Here is a 16472-nt window from a genome sequence, read left to right on the forward strand (position 1 = left end):
AAAAAATAATTTGAAAAAAGCAAAAGCAAATACAAGGCTGATCAAAAATACTCCAACTGTGTATATCTTGCTTCTTTTAAAAGTTTAAAATAAGATATGATATAAGTCGTGATGAGAAAAAAGCTAATCTCATAAAAAGTCATTAATACATCGCTAAACTCTATAAGATTATTTGTTAAAAACGACACTTTATCCTTTTCTTTTTTTATGATATTTTTTCTTGATTTTATTATTAAATGGAAGATTGTAAATTCCAATACGCATAAAGATAAACAAAAATATGATAGTAAGTATTATAATATACTCATATTTAAAAAAGCTGAAAACACAATTTTACAAAAAGATAAGCTTGATTTATTCTCTTTCTCTAACTTTTAACTTCACTCTTATAACCATCACAAAAAAAGTATAAAATGCCTAAAGTTACACTGAAATGACTTGTATAAGCAAAGGCAAAAAAGATAAAATAAAGCTAAAAAGAGTGCTGTTAAGTCGTATTTTGTTTGCTTAGGAGAGTTTGATATTTGTCAAAACATAAAGCTCAATTAAACTAAATACAAGAGCTGTAATTTGAATTATTTCCATACTTGATTCAGGACATATTGCTCTTTATTTTTAAGCTAAAAATAAACAAAATTTCTCAAAACTTAATGTAAAAATTTAAAAACATACAAACACAATTTTTATAAATATGAAAATTTAGCTCATTAAATTATTTATAACATTTTATTGAAAACTAATATTATAATAATATATTAAAATAAACTTAAGCTAAAGCATTTAAAAACTCTGTTTTTATATCTTTTTGTGAATAAAAGTCAAATTCCTCATTCTCAAATCGAAATTTCAAGCGATATGAATGAAGGCACAATCTACTTGCCCCACAAAGTTTTTGAAGTTCTTGCAAGCTTAATTTTTCATCAAGTATGTTTTCAATCTCTGGTTTTGAAAGTCCATACAGAGTTTCGCCCAAGATACTATGTTTCACATGGAACAAATGCAAGCGAAGTTGGTGTTGTCTGCCCGTTTTGGGCTTACATAAGAGCAAAGAAACATTGTGCGTTTGAAAAAACTCAAGTCTTTCAAATTCACTTTTTGTCTCTTTTCCACCTTTGCTTACAGGACAAATTTGCATTCTTGTTTTTATATCATCATACTTTTTGCTTAAAGCCAAAGGTGCATTGACACTAAAATTTAAAGCTGTTTTTCCACGCACGAGAGCAAGGTATTCTTTGTGAATTTCTTTATTTTCAAACATTTTTTTAAGTTTTTTTGCTGTGAATTGATTTTTCGCTACGAGTATAAGTCCGCTTGTTTGTTTATCAAGTCTGTGAGCTACACAGGCTTTTTTACCCCACAAATGCCAAATTTCATCACACAAACTATACTTACAATGCCTTCCATTTGGATGGCTTAAAACTCCGCTTTCTTTATCAAAAAGGGCAAAATTTTCATTCTCAAAAACAGGTTTAATTCCACGCGGTTTGCTCTCATACTTCACAAGTTCGATTAAGCCTTGAATTTGAGCATTTTTTTGCTTAATAATTTGCCCATTACATAGGACTTTGCTTGTATCTATGAGTCTTTGAGCCTCGTTCATAGAGATATTTAAGGTGTCTATAAGCACTCTAAATATGGGTAATTCATTGTTTGAAGCTAAATTTACTAATTTAATTTTCGTGTAAGCCAAGTTTAACCTTTTTTAAAATTTTGTTTAGTTAAAATACCATTTTTTATTTCAAAAATTATAACATAACTCAAGGAACAAAGAAAATGGTTGAACGATACAGCAGAAAAGAAATGGCGAGCAAATGGGACTTAAATGCAAAATATAACGCTTGGCTAAAAGTTGAACTTGCTGCAGTTAAGGCTTGGAACAAGCTTGGTTTTATCAGCGATGAGGATTGTGAAAAAATCATTAAAAACGCCAAATTTAACATACAAAGAATTGATGAGATTGAAAAAGAAACAAAGCATGATGTTATCGCTTTCTTAACCTCAGTAAGTGAGAGTTTGGGCGAAGAAAGTCGTTTTTTACATTTTGGTATGACAAGCTCTGATTGTATCGACACGGCTGTGGCTTTACAGATCAAAGAAAGCCTAGAGCTTATCTTAAAGGACTTATATGAACTTTTAGCTAATATCAAAGCAAAGGCTTTAGAGCATAAATTTACGCTTATGGTAGGCAGAAGTCATGGAATTCATGGCGAACCTATTACTTTTGGCTTGAGTTTGGGCGTATTTTATGACGAATTAAAGCATTCAAAAAAATTGCTTGAACAAGCTCAAGAAATGATTTCTTATGGCAAAATAAGCGGAGCAATGGGAAATTTTGCTCATGCTCCACTCAAGCTAGAAGAAGAAGTATGTAAAGAACTTGGCTTAAAACCAGCCCCAATTTCAAATCAAATTATTCAAAGAGATCGCTACGCTGCAGTGATTTCAGCCCTAGCCATACTAGCAGCAAGTTGTGAAAAAATCGCTATAAATATAAGGCACTTGCAAAGAACAGAAGTCTATGAGGCTGAAGAGTTTTTCTCTAAAGGACAAAAAGGTAGTTCAGCCATGCCTCACAAAAGAAATCCAGTTTTAAGTGAGAATATTACTGGACTTTGTAGAGTTATTCGCTCTTTTGTTACTCCAGCCTTAGAAAATGTAGCTTTATGGCATGAAAGAGATATTAGCCATTCAAGTGTAGAGCGATTTATCTTGCCAGATGCCTTTATCACAACTGATTTTATGCTTATTCGCCTAAGTGATTTAATCAAAAATTTACTCGTATATCCAGAGAATATGATGAAAAATCTCAATCTCACAGGTGGACTTGTCTTTTCTCAACGCGTGCTTTTAGAGCTTCCATTTAAGGGCATGAGCAGAGAAGCTGCTTATAAAATCGTGCAAAGAAATGCCATGAAAGTGTGGCAGGACTTGCAAAATGGTAAAAGTGCTTTAAATGAAAACGGCGAGAGCTTGTTTTTGCAAAGCTTGCTTGAAGATGAAGAGCTAAGACAAAAGCTTGACGAATTAAGCATTCGGGCTTGTTTTGATTATAGCTATTATACAAAAAATGTTGAAGCTATCTTAAAACGCGTTTTTGATGAAAAATAAATTAAAACAAAGAAAGGTTTAGCTATGAAGGTAATTAAAAGAAACGGACGCACAGAAGAACTTGACATCTCAAAGATCAAAAAATGCACTGGTGATGCGGTAAAAGGACTTGATGGAGTCAATGTCAGCGAGCTTGAACTTGATGCAAAAATTCAGTTTCGAGATGGTATAAGCACAGATGAAATTCAAAAAACCTTGATTAAAACAGCAGTTGAAAAGATAGATGTGGATTGTCCTAATTATAGCTTTGTTGCAGCTCGTTTGTTTTTGTATAGCTTGTATAAAAAAGTAAGTGGAATTAACCGCTACAATCACTTGCGTGAATACTTTGAAAAAGGTGAAGCGACTGGGCGCATTTTACTTGGACTCAAAGAAAAATACGATTTGGACGATTTAAATGAGTATATCAAGCCAGAACGAGATATGCAATTTACTTATCTTGGTATAAAAACCCTTTATGATCGCTATTTGATAAAAGACGGCAAAGGCGAACCTATAGAACTACCTCAGCATATGTTTATGGGTATAGCAATGTTTTTAGCTCAAAATGAGTTCAATCCCCAAGAATGGGCAAAGAAATTTTATGATTTAATCTCTAAATTTGAAGTTATGCTAGCTACTCCAACCCTTTCAAATGCTCGCACCACAAGGCATCAACTCAGCTCTTGTTACATAGGAAGTGCACCTGATAATATAGAAGGTATTTTTGATAGTTATAAAGAAATGGCATTGCTTTCTAAATTTGGTGGTGGTATAGGCTGGGATTGGAGTAAAGTGCGTGCTATGGGCGGAAGCATAGATGGGCACAAAAACGCTGCAGGGGGTATTATACCTTTTTTAAAAATCACTAATGATATAGCTGTGGCTGTAGATCAACTTGGCACAAGAAAAGGAGCCATTGCTGTATATATAGAAACTTGGCATATGGATATTAACGATTTTATTGATTTGCGTAAAAATTCTGGTGAAGAAAGAAGAAGGGCTCATGAGCTTTTTCCAGCTTTGTGGATCAATGATTTGTTTATGAAAAGAATAAAAGCTAATGATAAATGGACTCTATTTGATCCAGCCGATACGCCTGATTTGTGCGAACTCTATGGGGTTGAGTTTGAAAAACGTTATGAAGAATACGAAAAAGACACAAGCATAAGCAAAGAAATCGTCGATGCAAAAGAGCTTTGGAAAAAGATATTGCTCAATTATTTTGAAAGTGGTATGCCATTTTTATGCTTCAAAGACACAGCAAATCGCACTAATCCAAATTCACATACTGGCATTATCAGAAGCTCAAATTTATGCACGGAAATTTTTCAAAATACCCAGCCAAATTATTATCAAATTAAAATCGTATTTGATGATAAAAGCGAACTTCACCTAGATGAAAATGAAGAAGTCAAGATCGACGGAGGTATCACCAAACTTGCGAAAAAAGTTTCTACTCTTGATTATATGGGTGGTAAAAAAGTCTATATAGTTGAAAAATTCAAAAATGACGGCAAAACTGCTGTTTGCAATCTAGCAAGCATAAATTTAAGTAAAATCTACAAAAAAGAAGATATCCAAAGAGTAGTTCCAACAGCTGTTCGAATGCTTGATAATGTTATCGATCTTAATTTTTATCCACACGCTAAAGTAAAAGATACGAATTTAAAATCCCGCTCTATAGGACTTGGCGTAATGGGAGAAGCACAAATGCTTGCTGAAGCACAAATTCACTGGGGCAGTGAAGAACATTTTGAAAAGATTGACAAGATTATGGAGATGATTAGTTTTGAAGCCATACAAGCAAGCTCAAATTTAGCTCTTGAAAAAGGAGCGTATCCAGACTTTAAAGGCAGCAGCTGGAGTAGGGGGATTTTCCCAATTGACACAGCAAGCGATAAAGCTAAAGCACTCACTTTAAGAGAAGGGCTTTTTAATCAAAGCGAATGTGATTGGGATAAGCTTAAGGAAAAGGTTAAAAAAGATGGTATGAGAAATGGCTATTTAATGGCGATCGCACCAACTTCAAGCATATCTATACTTGTAGGCACTACCCAAACTATAGAGCCTATATACAAAAGGAAATGGTTTGAGCAAAACTTAAGCGGAATGATTCCTGTTGTGGTGCCAAATTTAAGCCTTGATACTTGGCAATACTATATTTCAGCTTATGAAATCGATCAAAAACTCTTGGTTAAAGCTGCAGCTGTGCGTGGTAAATGGATTGATCAAGGACAAAGTTTAAATATCTTTATGAGCTTGGATAAGGCAAGTGGAGGCTATCTTAACGAAATTTACACTCTTGCTCATGAACTTGGGGTAAAATCAACTTATTACTTAAGAAGCGAAAGTCCAGACAGCGAAAAAGTAAATGTAGCTGATCGTAGCATAGAATGTGAAGGTTGTCAGTAAAAAAGAGGAGGCTTTAAAGTGATAAATTTTATCAAAGAAAGCAAGGATAAAATCAATAGATTTTTAAGAAAGAAACGACAAAAAAGGCTTAAAAATCGAGTAAAAACTTTAAGAGAAAGTTTTGAGACTTTTAAAGAAGAAGTTAAATTTGGCGAAATGAAAAAATCCTTATACCGATATGAAAGGATCTTTGAAAGCAACTCTACAAAGACTTTAGAAGAAAATCAGCCCTTTATAATCTTTCACTACGCAAGTCATGGTGTTTATAACTCAAGAAATTTAGGCGATTATATCCAAAGCATAGCCACGCAAAAAGCGGTAACACAAGGCTTTAAAAATGCAAATTTTAAGCACTTTGATAGGAATACTCTAAGCTTTTATCTTCAACAGGGGTGGGGGGGGGGGGTTGTGCTTATGCAGGGTTGGTTTGCACAAGGTTTTGACTTCTTACCAAATGCAAATTTAACAAGCGTTTTTATAGGCACACATTTTACGCAAGAGACACAAAATTTTTTAAAATACTTCATTGCTCATTTTCCTCATTATTTTGAAAATAAAGAAATAGGCTGTAGAGATGCTTTTACGCTTGAATTCTTACAAAATCTTGGGCTAAAAGCGTATTTTTCAAGATGTTTAACCAGCATCTTGCCAAAACGAGAGCCTAAAGCTACGCAAACAAAAGTCTTTTTTGTGGGTTTTGATAAAAAACTACTTGCTTATGTGCCAAAAAATTTGCAAGAAAGTGGCGAATTTATCGAACAACAATGGGTTGAGCTTGTCGACTCTAGCGAAGAGCATTGTTTTAAGCTCACACAAGACTTACTTAAACGTTATGAAAATGAAGCAAAGCTCATCATCACTTCGGCTTTACATTGTGCTTTACCAGCTACAGCCTTAGCAATTCCTGTCGTTTTTATCCGCACAAGCGAGGAGCAAAAAACACGCTTTAGTACTTTAAAGGGTATTATCCCTATCTATAGTGTTGAGGATTTAAAGCAAGGCAAAGTTGATTTTAACCCAAAAGCACCTGATATAGAAGCCTTAAAAGAAGCTATGCTTGAAAATATAAGGCTTAGCATTCTTAAAGAAAAAGGTGAAAATATTGATGAAGCAAAGCTTGAGGCATTGAGGGAATTTATCGCTAAGTTTCAAGTAAATTAAGCTTTATCCAACACTTGCAAGCTTTTTGCCTTTGTGAAAAATAACTAAATCAATGATATGTTTTTTTCAATACACTTAGACTAAAAGGCTTTTTCACATAATCATCACAACCACTTTCAAAGCCTTTTTTCATCATCTACTGAATTGAAAGAAGTTAAAAAAATCGCTGGCATCCTCTTACCCAAAGCCCTTAAATCCTTAAGCAAAGAAAAACCATCGCCCATAGGCGCCTTAACATCAAAAATATAAAGATCAAATTCCTTTTTTTGGCAAGTTCAAATGCTTCTTAAGCATCACTTGCAAGAGCAGTAAACCTTCTTCTATGAGGTGTTCAAGCACGATTTCGCTTAAACACATATCATCTATCTCATCTTTTTGAGTTTCATTAAATTCATTGCTTTGCATTGCTTTCTCCTTTGTGCTAATATGCTATTTTTTATATTAACACAAAACATAGCTATCATTTTATTTATAACGTGCAAAAACGCAGTTTGAAACACTTTTAAGCTTAGTGTTTTTTTCCTTGAATGTTTTAAGCTCTTTTAGTAAGCAAAACATTTTATCTTTAGCTTTTTGTTTTGTTGCCAAGCTCAAAGGGAGGGAGCTTCTTGATCTTGTTGCCAACTTTTTTCTCACAAAATAAATTCCCACTTGTTTCTTCATAAATTTTAAGCTTTTCATCAATTTTTTCAAGTATAAACTTAGTTTGAGCCATATCTTTGATGATAAATTCCTTTTGATCCTCAATCATCTGCTTGCGTTCTTCAAAGGTACTATCGCCCTTATAATAAAGCTCTATATAATGTTTAATGCGTTTAATTGGCATCTTAGTAAAGCGAAAATACTCTATCCACTTCACCCATTCAACATCGCTTTTACTAAAATAACGCACGTTGTTTTTATCGCGTTCTAAATTTGGAAAAAGCCCCTTTTTGATCCAAAATTTAAGCGTAGTTGAGGGCACGCCTGTTTGTCTTTCAACCTCTATGATAGTATAAGCCATGATGTTTTCCTTTTAAGCAAGAGCTTTTTAGCTGTTTTAAGCTCATTTTTGCTTTTAGCTTTTTTTTGAACTTACCACCAATTCACCGAGCTTTTGCCTGTATCAAGCTTGGTAATTTGAGCTAAATCTGTGCTATCAAGTTCAAAATCAAAGATACTAATGTTTTCTTTAAGATGTTCTATTTTTGAGGCTTTTGGAATGACTATAACTTCTCTTTGCACTAACCATCTTAACACTACTTGAGCTATACTTTTGTTGTGTTTTGAGGCGATTTGCTTTAGCACTTTGTTATTAAAAATGCCATTTCTTCCAGATACAAAAGGACTCCAAGATTCAAGCTTGCAATTGCCATTTTTTTGCATAAGTTCTTGATAGGCTCTGTGTTGTAAGAATACATGAGTTTCCATTTGATTGACAGCTGGGACTATCTTGCAAGTTTTGATAAAATCAAGATAAACTTGTTCTCTAAAATTTGAAATCCCAAGAGCCTTGATCCGTCCTTGCTCGTAAAACTCCTCCATAGCCTTATACATAGCAATTCTTTGACTAAAACTGCTGTGTAGCAAAAGCAGATCAAGGTATTCTAACTTCATATCCTTTAAAGTCTGCTCTATGTGCCTTTTAGTTCTTTCATAATCCATGCCACTTGAAAGCTTAGTGGTGATAAAAAGCTCATTTCTAGGCACTCCACTTTCACGCAAACCCTGAGCAAGCTCATTTTCATTACCATACATTTGTGCTGTATCAAACAAGCGATACCCTAGCTTGGCTGCCTCTCTTGTTATATTTACGCACTCGGCTGCATTAAGCCCATAAGTGCCAAGTCCTAAAAGAGGCATTCTTATGCCATTGTTTAAAGTGATCATTTTTTCTCCTTGTGGTGAAGTCGTATTTAAGCTTTGAACCGCATTAAGCTGGCTTAAAAGCCCACCAAAACCTAAAACCGCCCCAGCTTTAAGGCCGGTTTTTAAAAACGCTCTACGATTGTTTTGTATTTTTATTCCTTTTTGACCTTCAATATTATTGCAAATTTTTTAGCCTTATAATTTTTACATTTTTTGCTAAATATATAGATTTTGCATATAAAATTATAAGGCATGATACTTGGTATCTGTCAAGGGGAAAATTCATTTTTTCGTTTTTTTAAAGCTTGCTGATAAGGTAGTATCAAAATATAAAGAATATAATAATCTAGTTTCTGATGATGAAGCAAAAGAAGATATAGAATCAAAAATACAAGGATATGAACCATAAAGTGTCCTAATGAAAAGGAGATGATCAGCACAAAGGGTATAAACTCTCATTAATAAGGATAATTAAAGCAATTTTTACACTTTTCTTACTTGTATAAGCAAGAAATATTTTAAACTCCTTTAAAACAAGGGCAAATTCGTCCTTGTTGCTCTTAAAATCATCATCTTGTGTTATAATCGTGCAAACTCAAGTGTTAAGTAAGGAGTAAGTATGCAAGTAAAACCTAAAGTAGCTATTTTAGCTACAGGAGGAACGATCGCTGGGGCTATTGATAGTTCGGTAGTAACCACAGGTTACACAGCTGGTGTTGTGGGAGTTGAAGCTCTTATTAAAGCAATACCAGAGCTTGTAAATTTAGCCGATATTTCAAGTAATCAAATCGCAAATATTAATAGCTGTGATATGAATGATACCATTTGGCTTACACTTTCTCATAAGATCAATGAACTTTTTTTAACTGATATTGATGGAGTGGTGATCACTCATGGCACTGATACTATGGAAGAAACAGCGTATTTTTTAAGCCTTGTGATTAAAAGCGATAAGCCTGTGGTTTTAGTAGGAGCCATGCGTCCTTCAACAGCTATAAGTGCAGATGGTCCTAAAAACCTTTACAATGCTGTAGCCTTAGCAGCTGATAAGAATGCCAAAGGTAAGGGCGTAATGATAGCAATGAATGATAAAATTCAAGGTGCAAGAGGAGTGGTAAAAACGCATACTTTAAATGTTGATGCTTTTTCTTCGCCAGATTTTGGGGATTTGGGTTATATAGTAGATGGTAAGGCAACTTTTTATAATAGTATTTGTAAAGCTTGTGGCAAAAATACCCCTTTTGATGTCAGCAAGCTTTCAAGCTTACCAAAAGTAGATATACTTTATACTTATTCAAATGATGGCAACGCAGTCGCTGCAAGAGCTTTGTTTGAAAATGGCACAAAAGCTTTGATCATCGCTGGAAGTGGGGCTGGAAATATACATAAAGATCAAAAAAATATACTTAAAGAACTTCTTAAACAAGGACTTATCGTAGCCGTAAGCTCGCGTATAAGCGCTGGTTTGGTGGCAGTGAGTGATGAAGATAAGGCTTTTGGCTTTATTAGTGCTGGGGATTTAAACCCTCAAAAAGCAAGAGTGCTTTTAATGCTTGCTTTAACAAAAACAAAAGATACGAAAAAAATTCAAGAGTATTTTTTAAAATACTAATTCTTGTTCTTTTTCATTACTCATATCTGTTTCACGCATATACTGAGCTAAAACTACCCATTTCATTAAGTTTTCCTATATCTTTGATCGTATATGCCATAAATTTCCTTTTTTTGAAATTATAAAATGAATGAGTAAGGTTTTATTCTTTGCCGTCAAGCACTGGCACAAAAAGACATTCTTCTAATACTTCTTTGCGAATTTCGCCGTCTTTTTTGTAAAATCTTGTGATGAATTGTTTATTACTCATAAGCATAGGTGCTACAAGCATACCTCCATCATTGAGTTGCTCAAAAATTGCATCTGGAATGCTTTGTGCGTAAGCTGAAAAAAGTATGCGATCATAAGGTGCGTAGCGATTCCAACCAGCTTGTCCATCTGCGTGCAAAACAAGTATGTTGTGTAATCCAAGCGTGCTAAAGGTTTTTTTAGCACTTTCTACGAGATTTTCTATACGTTCTACACTAAAAACACGACGCACGATCTTGCTTAAAATCGCGGCTTGATACCCAGAACCACAACCTATTTCAAGCACATTATCAACATCTTTAAGCTCAAGAGCCATAGTCATTTTCGCCACGGTTAAAGGCGAGCTTATCCATTGATTGCCCATCATTGGCAGGGCATTGAGGCTGTAGGCATGGGCTTTTAAAGGTGAGAAAGGTTCTCTTGGCACGGAACAAAAGGTATTAAATAAGGCTTCGTTGATAAAGATTTTTTCAGCGATTTCTTCTGCCATGCTTTTGCAACGTTTTTGCTCGAAAAATGTCATTTTCTTTTCCTTATTTGCAGTAATTCGTCTTTTAATTTGCTTAGTTTTAATGAAAGCAAGAGTTTAAATTTGCTTGGGTTTTCAAGTTTTGTAATTTTATCATTAAAGTGCGAAAGGGCTTCTTGGCTGAATTTAGCGATTTCGTGTAAGCTTTTTTTCTTATATACGAGTTTGCCTTTTTGAAAGATAGGTATTTGTAAGGCTTGTATTGTAGTATTTGCTCTTGTGCTTACAAGCTCATTTTCAAGATAAAGTTTATCATAAAGAGCTTTGTGTGAGCTTTTATCATAAAAGCGGTAGAGCTTTTTAGGAGCTGGGTTTGTGATCTTTTCGCTGTTTTCGCTGATCTTGATTTTTGGTGTGATCTGGTGTGCTTTTTGAGTAGCAACAAGCTTATATACACAGCCTAAAACGGGTTCGCTTTTAGCAGTGATGAGTTTTTCGCCCACTCCAAAGGCATCAATTTTCGCTCCTTTTTCAAGCAAACTTTTGATTTTGTATTCGTCTAAATTGCCGCTAACAAGGATTTTGCAGTGTTTTAAACCTGCTTCATCAAGCATAATCCTTGCCTTTTGGCTTAATTTGCACAAATCCCCAGAATCAAGCCTTATGCCCAAATTCACATTTTTATCTTCTTTAAACACTGTTTTAAAGGCTTTTATAGCATTTTTGATCCCTTGAATACTCTCATAAGTATCCACTAAAAGCACCGCATTTTGCGGATATAGCTCACAATAACGTTTAAACGCTTCATACTCATCTTCAAACATTTGCACCCAAGAATGAGCCATAGTTCCAGTCACGGGTATGCCAAAAAGCTTTCCTGCAAGCGTGCAAGCGGTGGCTTTACATCCTCCTATAAACGCTGCCCTTGCCCCGCTAAGTGCTGCGTCAATGCCTTGAGCGCGCCTTGAGCCAAATTCCAAAACAGCCCTGCCATTAGCTGCTCTTACAATTCTGCTTGCTTTAGTAGCAATAAGGCTTTGGTGGTTAAGTGTTAAGAGTATAAAAGTTTCTAAAAGTTGAGCCTCACAAGCCCTAGCTTTGACGCTTAAAATTGGCTCATAAGGAAAAGCGATCAGTCCTTCTTCAAGTGCGTTAATATCTCCGCTAAAGCGAAACTTTTTTAAAAAGCTTAAAAAAGTTTCATCAAAAAGCTTTTGCTCCCTTAAAAAATTTATATCCTCTTCATCAAAATGTAAATTTTGTATATAAGTGATGATTTGTTCTAAACCAGCGACTATGACAAAACCGCCTTTATCTGGAACTTTGCGGAAAAAGACATCAAAATAACAAATCGTATCCGCATCAGCACTCTTAAAATAGCCATTACTCATAGTAAATTCATAAAAATCGCAGAGTAAGGCTAGATTGATCTTGTTTTCTTTCAAAATTTATTCCTTAAAAAGCACAAATTAAGCTTAAAAATCATCAAAGCTAATGCTACCTTTAGAATAATTTGTAACTTTGCCTTCAAAGAAATTCGCTCTTTGATCGTTAAATTTAGAAAAGTCATCAACCCATTTTATAGGGTGCTTAGCATTATAAATTCGTTCTAAGTTAATCGCAACAAGTCTTTGATCGATGAGATAGTGAATGTATTCTTCTATAATATCATCTGTAAAGCCCATGATTTGATTTTGCGTGATATACTTGCCCCATTTTATCTCAAGCTTACCAGCCTTTTCAAACATATCATAAATTTTATCCACATTTTCTTTATTGAAAAGATTAGGATGTTCAGCTCGCGTTGAGTTGATCATATTTTGAAATAAAAGCAAATGTGTAATCTCATCTCTTTGGATAAAACGAATCATTTGAGCAGAACCTAGCATCTTGCCAGCTCTAGCTAGAGCGTAAATGGCTGTAAAGCCGCTGTAAAAATACACGCCTTCTAAAATTTGATTTGCTACCATAGCAAGCAAGAGTTTATTATCATCAACATCGCCAGCTAGCTCCTCATAAATCGAGCTTATGAAGTCATTTTTTTCTCTTAAAGTTTCATCGTGTTTTTCCATTTCATAGATTAAGTCAGTGTTTTCACAAATGGCTTCAACCATTACAGCATAAGACTTTGAGTGATTAGCTTCCTCATAAGCTTGTCGTGTTAAGATGGCGTTGATTTCTGGAGCTGTGATGTAAGGGTTAATATTATCAGCGAGGTTGTTTGCTTGAAAGCTATCCATTGAGATGAGCTGACTCCAAACAAGATCATACATTCTTTTTTCAGCCGCTGTAAGATTGCAACGATAATCAAGCGCGTCTCTTGTGGTATCAACTTCTTTTGGAAACCAAGTATTTGCCTCCATTAAATCCCAAAGTTTTAACGCCCAAGTGTATTTTGCTTTGGTGAAATTTAAAATTCCGTGAGGATTGCCGTCAAATACCTTTCTTTCGGTGAGTGTTTCGGTGGAGTTTGGATTGTAGATTTTTTTTCTTTTCATTATAAAACCTTTCTAAATTTTGCTGACTATACAGCTTCGAGTAAGAATGTCATGAAGCATAAAGCCGTCTTTTCTAAAAAAACTCATCACTAAGCCAAAAAGAAAGGCACAGCCAAACAAAAACACGACATACCTTAGCATAATCCTTAAAAAACCGAGTTTATTACCTTTTTTAGAATCAATCAAATAAAGCTCATACGCCCTTAAACCAGGACTTTGAGCTCTAAAACTTAAAAACAAAGCCTGAATAAGTCCAAAAGACAAAGAACACAAAAAAATAACAAGATGATTTTCCAAAAACGCCTGTTTTGAGCCTAAAGCAAAATAACAAATATATAAAATCGGCGTATAAATCAAAAAAATATCAATCAAAAATGCCTTAAAACGCATAAATCTTGAGGCTATCTTTGCTTTTGCTTTCATTTTTTCTTTGTATCAAACCCCTTCTATCAAGCTTTTTTGACTTAGTTTCCGCGACTTCCGGGCTTAATGGCAGTGCTTCCTTGCTTACACAAAAGGCAATTAGTTGCGTCATAGACTTCAAATTCAAAATTTCCTAAGGCAAAAAGTGGCAAGTTTTCTGGAAGTTTTGCATTGTCTTTTCTTGTGGAATTTGCAAGATTTTTAACCTTACAAATTCCACGATTTGCTAAGGCTGCAAATCCTACGACTTCTCCGCCTAAACTTTGTATGATATTTGCACTTTCAAGGGCTGAACCACCCGTTGTGATAATATCTTCACAAATGATGAATTTTTCGCCTTTTTTAACCTTAAAGCCTCTTCTTAAAGTCATCACAGAATTAACTCTTTCTGTGAAAATAAAACGTTTTTTACACTCTCTTGCAAGCTCATAGCCAGCTAAAATTCCACCAAGTGCAGGCGAGCAAATGCTATCAAATTTAAGCCCATATTCTTCTATAATGGCGGCTAATTCTTTACAAAGTTTGTTTGCAAGTAAAGGATTTTCAAGCACTTTTGCACTTTGTAGATAAAAACCTGAGTGTTTGCCAGAGCTAAGCAGAAAATGTCCTTCTAAAAATGCTCCACAATCTTTATAAATTTGTTCTAAATTCATACTTTTAAAAGTTCGCTTTCTTTGTTTTTTACACTTTCATCGATTTTTGCGCTATAGTTATCAGTAAGCTTTTGCACCTCATCATAAGCTTTTTTCGCTTCATCTTCGCTTATGGTCTTGTCTTTTTCAAGTTTTTTTACACCATCATTTGCTTCTTTTCTAATGTTACGCACCGAAACCTTAGCCTTTTCGCCCATAGCCTTAGCTTGTTTGACATTTTCTTCTCTTTGCTCTCTTGTCATCGGTGAAAAAAAAAGCTTTACGCTTTCGCCGTCATTGTTTGGATTGACACCTATGTTTGCTGCTGCTATAGCACTTTCTATGTTCTTAAGCATAGGTTTTTCCCAAGGCGTGATTGTAATGGTTGAAGCATCGCTTGCAAGCACTGTAGCAACTTGGTTTAAAGGTGTAGCTGAGCCGTAATAATCCACGCTGATATGATCTAAAATATGTATATTTACCTTGCCTGTGCGTAGGGTGGTAAAGTCTTTTTTAAGAGCTTCTAAAGCCTTTTCGCAGTGAGTTTTTTGTTTTTGATAAATTTCATTAAGCATGATCATTCCTTGCCGGGTTTAATTACTTGTATTATTTTCAACTTGTGGAGCACTTGGAGCAGCTGGTGCAACACTTGTATTAATCTCTGTGCTTGGCGGGATTAGCGAGCTTGCTTTTTCAGCTATTGAGCTTGAAGTTGCCTTTGTGTTATAGATATAACCTAATGCTATGGTGTTAATGATAAGCAAAAGTCCCATAATAAAGGTAAATTTAGCTAAAAAGCCAGCTGGTCCCTTTGCACCAAATAAACTTTCATTGCTGCCGCTATACGCACCCAAACCTATGCTTGAGCTTTTTTGCAAAAGCACTACAATACAGATGATTAAAACCAAAAGAAACTGGATAATAAATAAAAGCGTAGTCATTTTTTTCCTTAAAAAACTAAAATTATAAAAAGAAATTATAATCAAAAAAGCTTGAAAAAGCTTGAAAAATACAAAGAAAATAGAAATTATTTTTTAGAAAAGTTTTGCAAAAAACAAATTCCTTGCAAGAGAAGTTCTTGCAAGGTTAAGTTTTATTCTCTATTGCTTGTAAGTCCTAGAATTTGAAGCAAAGCAATAAAAAGATTGACGAAATCAAGATACAGTGCTACTGCACCTTCAATCGGTGTTTCGTAGTTACCGCGAATAATATTTTGTGTATCATAAAGTATATAAAATGAGAACAAAATCGCAGCCACGCTAGAAATCACAAGCTGAAGTATAGGGCTATGAAAAAAGATATTAAGCAAAGATGCACATACCACAACGATAAGCACAATGAAAAGCATTTTTCCCATAGCGGTAAAGTCTTTTTTTGTATTCATCGCAAAGATACTTAAAGCTCCAAAAGCAACTGTTGTGAGTGTAAAGGCTTGTGCAACGATCACTGCTCCTGCTGGTAAGGCTAGTATTGAAGAGAGCAAAGGTGTAAGTGTAAGCCCTGAACAAAAAGTAAAAGCAAAAAGCAAGATGAGGTTAAGTGGAGCTTCTCTTTTTTTCGCCATTAAGCCAAAAAGCAAGCCAATTTCTACTATAAAAAGTATCCAAAATGCCATTTGGCTTATGCCACCAAGAGCATAAATTCCAACATAAGCTCCAGCACTAGCAGCTAAAAGTGAAGCGGCAAAAAGCTGGTAAGTTTGTTTGATAAAGGTGCTTAAAGCTGAACTTTGTCCGCTTGAAAGCTCCTGTGTTTTTGAGTAATCTCTATCATAAAGACTCATTTTTTATCCTTTAATAAAAGTTTCAGGACATAAATTTAACAAAAAATAATAAACAAATTATATTTTTATTCTGAAATTTCGATTTTATCTTTTAAAAATGTCATTATTGTAAAAGCCATTTTAAAGCAAGAGCATTTTTTCTTTGATTAAAAGGTGTAAAAACAGCCATGCTTCGTGCATATAAACCCGGCAAACAAACACGTCCTTGCTTGTTTTATCCCAAATTTCCTTTAAGTAAAGTCCATATCGATCAAAGCTTTTAAACCTTGCATTATAAGACAGAATTGATTATAAA

Annotated in this window: 19 protein-coding genes; 5 read left to right on the forward strand and 14 right to left on the reverse strand. The window is 34.5% G+C overall.

Features of this window, described 5'->3' with window-relative positions:
• Window positions 1-41: 41 nt before the first annotated feature.
• Both DMB91_RS08785 and DMB91_RS02130 read right to left on the reverse strand, forming a co-directional pair.
• Window positions 42-188 (reverse strand): hypothetical protein, encoded by a 147-nt coding sequence (locus DMB91_RS08785; RefSeq protein WP_156104132.1) that lies wholly within the window; start codon window positions 186-188, stop codon window positions 42-44.
• A 578-nt stretch (window positions 189-766) separates the two neighbouring features.
• Window positions 767-1690, reverse strand: coding sequence for an RluA family pseudouridine synthase (locus tag DMB91_RS02130; protein WP_034905655.1), 924 nt, complete (start codon window positions 1688-1690; stop codon window positions 767-769).
• An 83-nt stretch (window positions 1691-1773) separates the two neighbouring features.
• Here DMB91_RS02130 and purB point away from each other — a divergent pair, with 83 nt between their 5' ends.
• The 3 genes from purB to DMB91_RS02145 are packed head-to-tail and all read left to right on the forward strand — an operon-like array spanning window position 1774 to window position 6663.
• Window positions 1774-3108 (forward strand): adenylosuccinate lyase, encoded by a 1335-nt coding sequence (gene purB / locus DMB91_RS02135; protein WP_034905656.1) that lies wholly within the window; start codon window positions 1774-1776, stop codon window positions 3106-3108.
• A 24-nt stretch (window positions 3109-3132) separates the two neighbouring features.
• Window positions 3133-5502: a ribonucleoside-diphosphate reductase subunit alpha gene (locus DMB91_RS02140; RefSeq protein ID WP_034905657.1), complete on the forward strand. Its 2370-nt coding sequence runs from the start codon at window positions 3133-3135 to the stop codon at window positions 5500-5502.
• Between the two features lie 18 nt (window positions 5503-5520).
• Entirely contained in the window at window positions 5521-6663 is a 1143-nt protein-coding gene (locus DMB91_RS02145) for a polysaccharide pyruvyl transferase family protein (protein WP_260604869.1), read from the forward strand.
• Window positions 6664-6779: 116 nt separating this feature from the next.
• On the opposite strand, the gene DMB91_RS02150 is transcribed toward DMB91_RS02145, so the two are convergent.
• From DMB91_RS02150 to DMB91_RS02160, 4 genes are all read right to left on the reverse strand, one after another.
• A complete protein-coding gene (locus DMB91_RS02150) occupies window positions 6780-6887 on the reverse strand; it encodes a hypothetical protein (RefSeq protein WP_143116789.1) in 108 nt (35 codons plus the stop codon).
• A gap of 28 nt (window positions 6888-6915) precedes the next feature.
• Window positions 6916-7068: a hypothetical protein gene (locus DMB91_RS08790; RefSeq protein ID WP_185900251.1), complete on the reverse strand. Its 153-nt coding sequence runs from the start codon at window positions 7066-7068 to the stop codon at window positions 6916-6918.
• A 160-nt stretch (window positions 7069-7228) separates the two neighbouring features.
• Window positions 7229-7666 (reverse strand): MerR family transcriptional regulator, encoded by a 438-nt coding sequence (locus DMB91_RS02155; protein ID WP_143116790.1) that lies wholly within the window; start codon window positions 7664-7666, stop codon window positions 7229-7231.
• A gap of 71 nt (window positions 7667-7737) precedes the next feature.
• Entirely contained in the window at window positions 7738-8532 is a 795-nt protein-coding gene (locus DMB91_RS02160) for an aldo/keto reductase (RefSeq protein WP_052043232.1), read from the reverse strand.
• A gap of 238 nt (window positions 8533-8770) precedes the next feature.
• Between DMB91_RS02160 and DMB91_RS08795 the strand changes: the two genes are divergently transcribed.
• Entirely contained in the window at window positions 8771-8920 is a 150-nt protein-coding gene (locus DMB91_RS08795; RefSeq protein WP_156104137.1) for a hypothetical protein, read from the forward strand.
• 210 nt (window positions 8921-9130) lie between these two features.
• Window positions 9131-10123: a type II asparaginase gene (locus tag DMB91_RS02165; RefSeq protein ID WP_034905938.1), complete on the forward strand. Its 993-nt coding sequence runs from the start codon at window positions 9131-9133 to the stop codon at window positions 10121-10123.
• Between the two features lie 142 nt (window positions 10124-10265).
• Here DMB91_RS02165 and DMB91_RS02170 read toward each other — a convergent pair whose 3' ends face one another.
• The 8 genes from DMB91_RS02170 to DMB91_RS02205 all read right to left on the reverse strand — a co-directional run bounded on the left by DMB91_RS02170 (window position 10266) and on the right by DMB91_RS02205 (window position 16177).
• Window positions 10266-10895, reverse strand: coding sequence for a protein-L-isoaspartate(D-aspartate) O-methyltransferase (locus tag DMB91_RS02170; protein ID WP_034905941.1), 630 nt, complete (start codon window positions 10893-10895; stop codon window positions 10266-10268).
• The gene (locus tag DMB91_RS02175) at window positions 10892-12232 is read right to left on the reverse strand and encodes a nicotinate phosphoribosyltransferase (RefSeq protein ID WP_052043233.1); all 1341 of its coding nucleotides are present in this window, start codon (window positions 12230-12232) and stop codon (window positions 10892-10894) included. The genes DMB91_RS02170 and DMB91_RS02175 overlap by 4 nt, the downstream gene beginning before the upstream one ends.
• 84 nt (window positions 12233-12316) lie before the next feature.
• Complete coding sequence (locus tag DMB91_RS02180) at window positions 12317-13339, reverse strand: ribonucleotide-diphosphate reductase subunit beta (RefSeq protein WP_034905947.1); 1023 nt, start codon at window positions 13337-13339, stop codon at window positions 12317-12319.
• Window positions 13340-13351: 12 nt separating this feature from the next.
• Window positions 13352-13762: an RDD family protein gene (locus DMB91_RS02185; RefSeq protein WP_034905950.1), complete on the reverse strand. Its 411-nt coding sequence runs from the start codon at window positions 13760-13762 to the stop codon at window positions 13352-13354.
• A 41-nt stretch (window positions 13763-13803) separates the two neighbouring features.
• Window positions 13804-14415, reverse strand: a complete 612-nt coding sequence (pyrE, locus tag DMB91_RS02190) for an orotate phosphoribosyltransferase (RefSeq protein ID WP_034905952.1) — start codon at window positions 14413-14415, stop codon at window positions 13804-13806.
• Window positions 14412-14975 (reverse strand): ribosome recycling factor, encoded by a 564-nt coding sequence (gene frr / locus DMB91_RS02195; protein ID WP_143116791.1) that lies wholly within the window; start codon window positions 14973-14975, stop codon window positions 14412-14414. The genes pyrE and frr overlap by 4 nt, the downstream gene beginning before the upstream one ends.
• 12 nt (window positions 14976-14987) lie before the next feature.
• A complete protein-coding gene (gene secG / locus DMB91_RS02200; RefSeq protein WP_034905958.1) occupies window positions 14988-15335 on the reverse strand; it encodes a preprotein translocase subunit SecG in 348 nt (115 codons plus the stop codon).
• A gap of 152 nt (window positions 15336-15487) precedes the next feature.
• The gene (locus DMB91_RS02205; protein WP_034905961.1) at window positions 15488-16177 is read right to left on the reverse strand and encodes a Bax inhibitor-1/YccA family protein; all 690 of its coding nucleotides are present in this window, start codon (window positions 16175-16177) and stop codon (window positions 15488-15490) included.
• Between the last annotated feature and the right edge of the window lie 295 nt (window positions 16178-16472).

It is taken from the genome of Campylobacter sp. MIT 97-5078 (genome assembly GCF_006864455.1).
In the GTDB taxonomy this organism is placed as follows: domain Bacteria; phylum Campylobacterota; class Campylobacteria; order Campylobacterales; family Campylobacteraceae; genus Campylobacter_D.

What these genes read in the sequence shown, in the direction of transcription:
- DMB91_RS02150 (WP_143116789.1), bottom strand. Translation starts at nt 6,887, where the DNA reads ATGGGCGATGGTTTTTCTTTGCTTAAGGATTTAAGGGCTTTGGGTAAG.
- DMB91_RS02160 (WP_052043232.1), bottom strand. Translation starts at nt 8,532, where the DNA reads ATGATCACTTTAAACAATGGCATAAGAATGCCTCTTTTAGGACTTGGC.
- purB (WP_034905656.1), top strand. Translation starts at nt 1,774, where the DNA reads ATGGTTGAACGATACAGCAGAAAAGAAATGGCGAGCAAATGGGACTTA.
- DMB91_RS02140 (WP_034905657.1), top strand. Translation starts at nt 3,133, where the DNA reads ATGAAGGTAATTAAAAGAAACGGACGCACAGAAGAACTTGACATCTCA.
- DMB91_RS02185 (WP_034905950.1), bottom strand. Translation starts at nt 13,762, where the DNA reads ATGAAAGCAAAAGCAAAGATAGCCTCAAGATTTATGCGTTTTAAGGCA.
- DMB91_RS02180 (WP_034905947.1), bottom strand. Translation starts at nt 13,339, where the DNA reads ATGAAAAGAAAAAAAATCTACAATCCAAACTCCACCGAAACACTCACC.
- DMB91_RS02205 (WP_034905961.1), bottom strand. Translation starts at nt 16,177, where the DNA reads ATGAGTCTTTATGATAGAGATTACTCAAAAACACAGGAGCTTTCAAGC.
- secG (WP_034905958.1), bottom strand. Translation starts at nt 15,335, where the DNA reads ATGACTACGCTTTTATTTATTATCCAGTTTCTTTTGGTTTTAATCATC.
- pyrE (WP_034905952.1), bottom strand. Translation starts at nt 14,415, where the DNA reads ATGAATTTAGAACAAATTTATAAAGATTGTGGAGCATTTTTAGAAGGA.
- frr (WP_143116791.1), bottom strand. Translation starts at nt 14,975, where the DNA reads ATGATCATGCTTAATGAAATTTATCAAAAACAAAAAACTCACTGCGAA.
- DMB91_RS02170 (WP_034905941.1), bottom strand. Translation starts at nt 10,895, where the DNA reads ATGACATTTTTCGAGCAAAAACGTTGCAAAAGCATGGCAGAAGAAATC.
- DMB91_RS02175 (WP_052043233.1), bottom strand. Translation starts at nt 12,232, where the DNA reads ATGAGTAATGGCTATTTTAAGAGTGCTGATGCGGATACGATTTGTTAT.
- DMB91_RS02155 (WP_143116790.1), bottom strand. Translation starts at nt 7,666, where the DNA reads ATGGCTTATACTATCATAGAGGTTGAAAGACAAACAGGCGTGCCCTCA.
- DMB91_RS08790 (WP_185900251.1), bottom strand. Translation starts at nt 7,068, where the DNA reads ATGCAAAGCAATGAATTTAATGAAACTCAAAAAGATGAGATAGATGAT.
- DMB91_RS02165 (WP_034905938.1), top strand. Translation starts at nt 9,131, where the DNA reads ATGCAAGTAAAACCTAAAGTAGCTATTTTAGCTACAGGAGGAACGATC.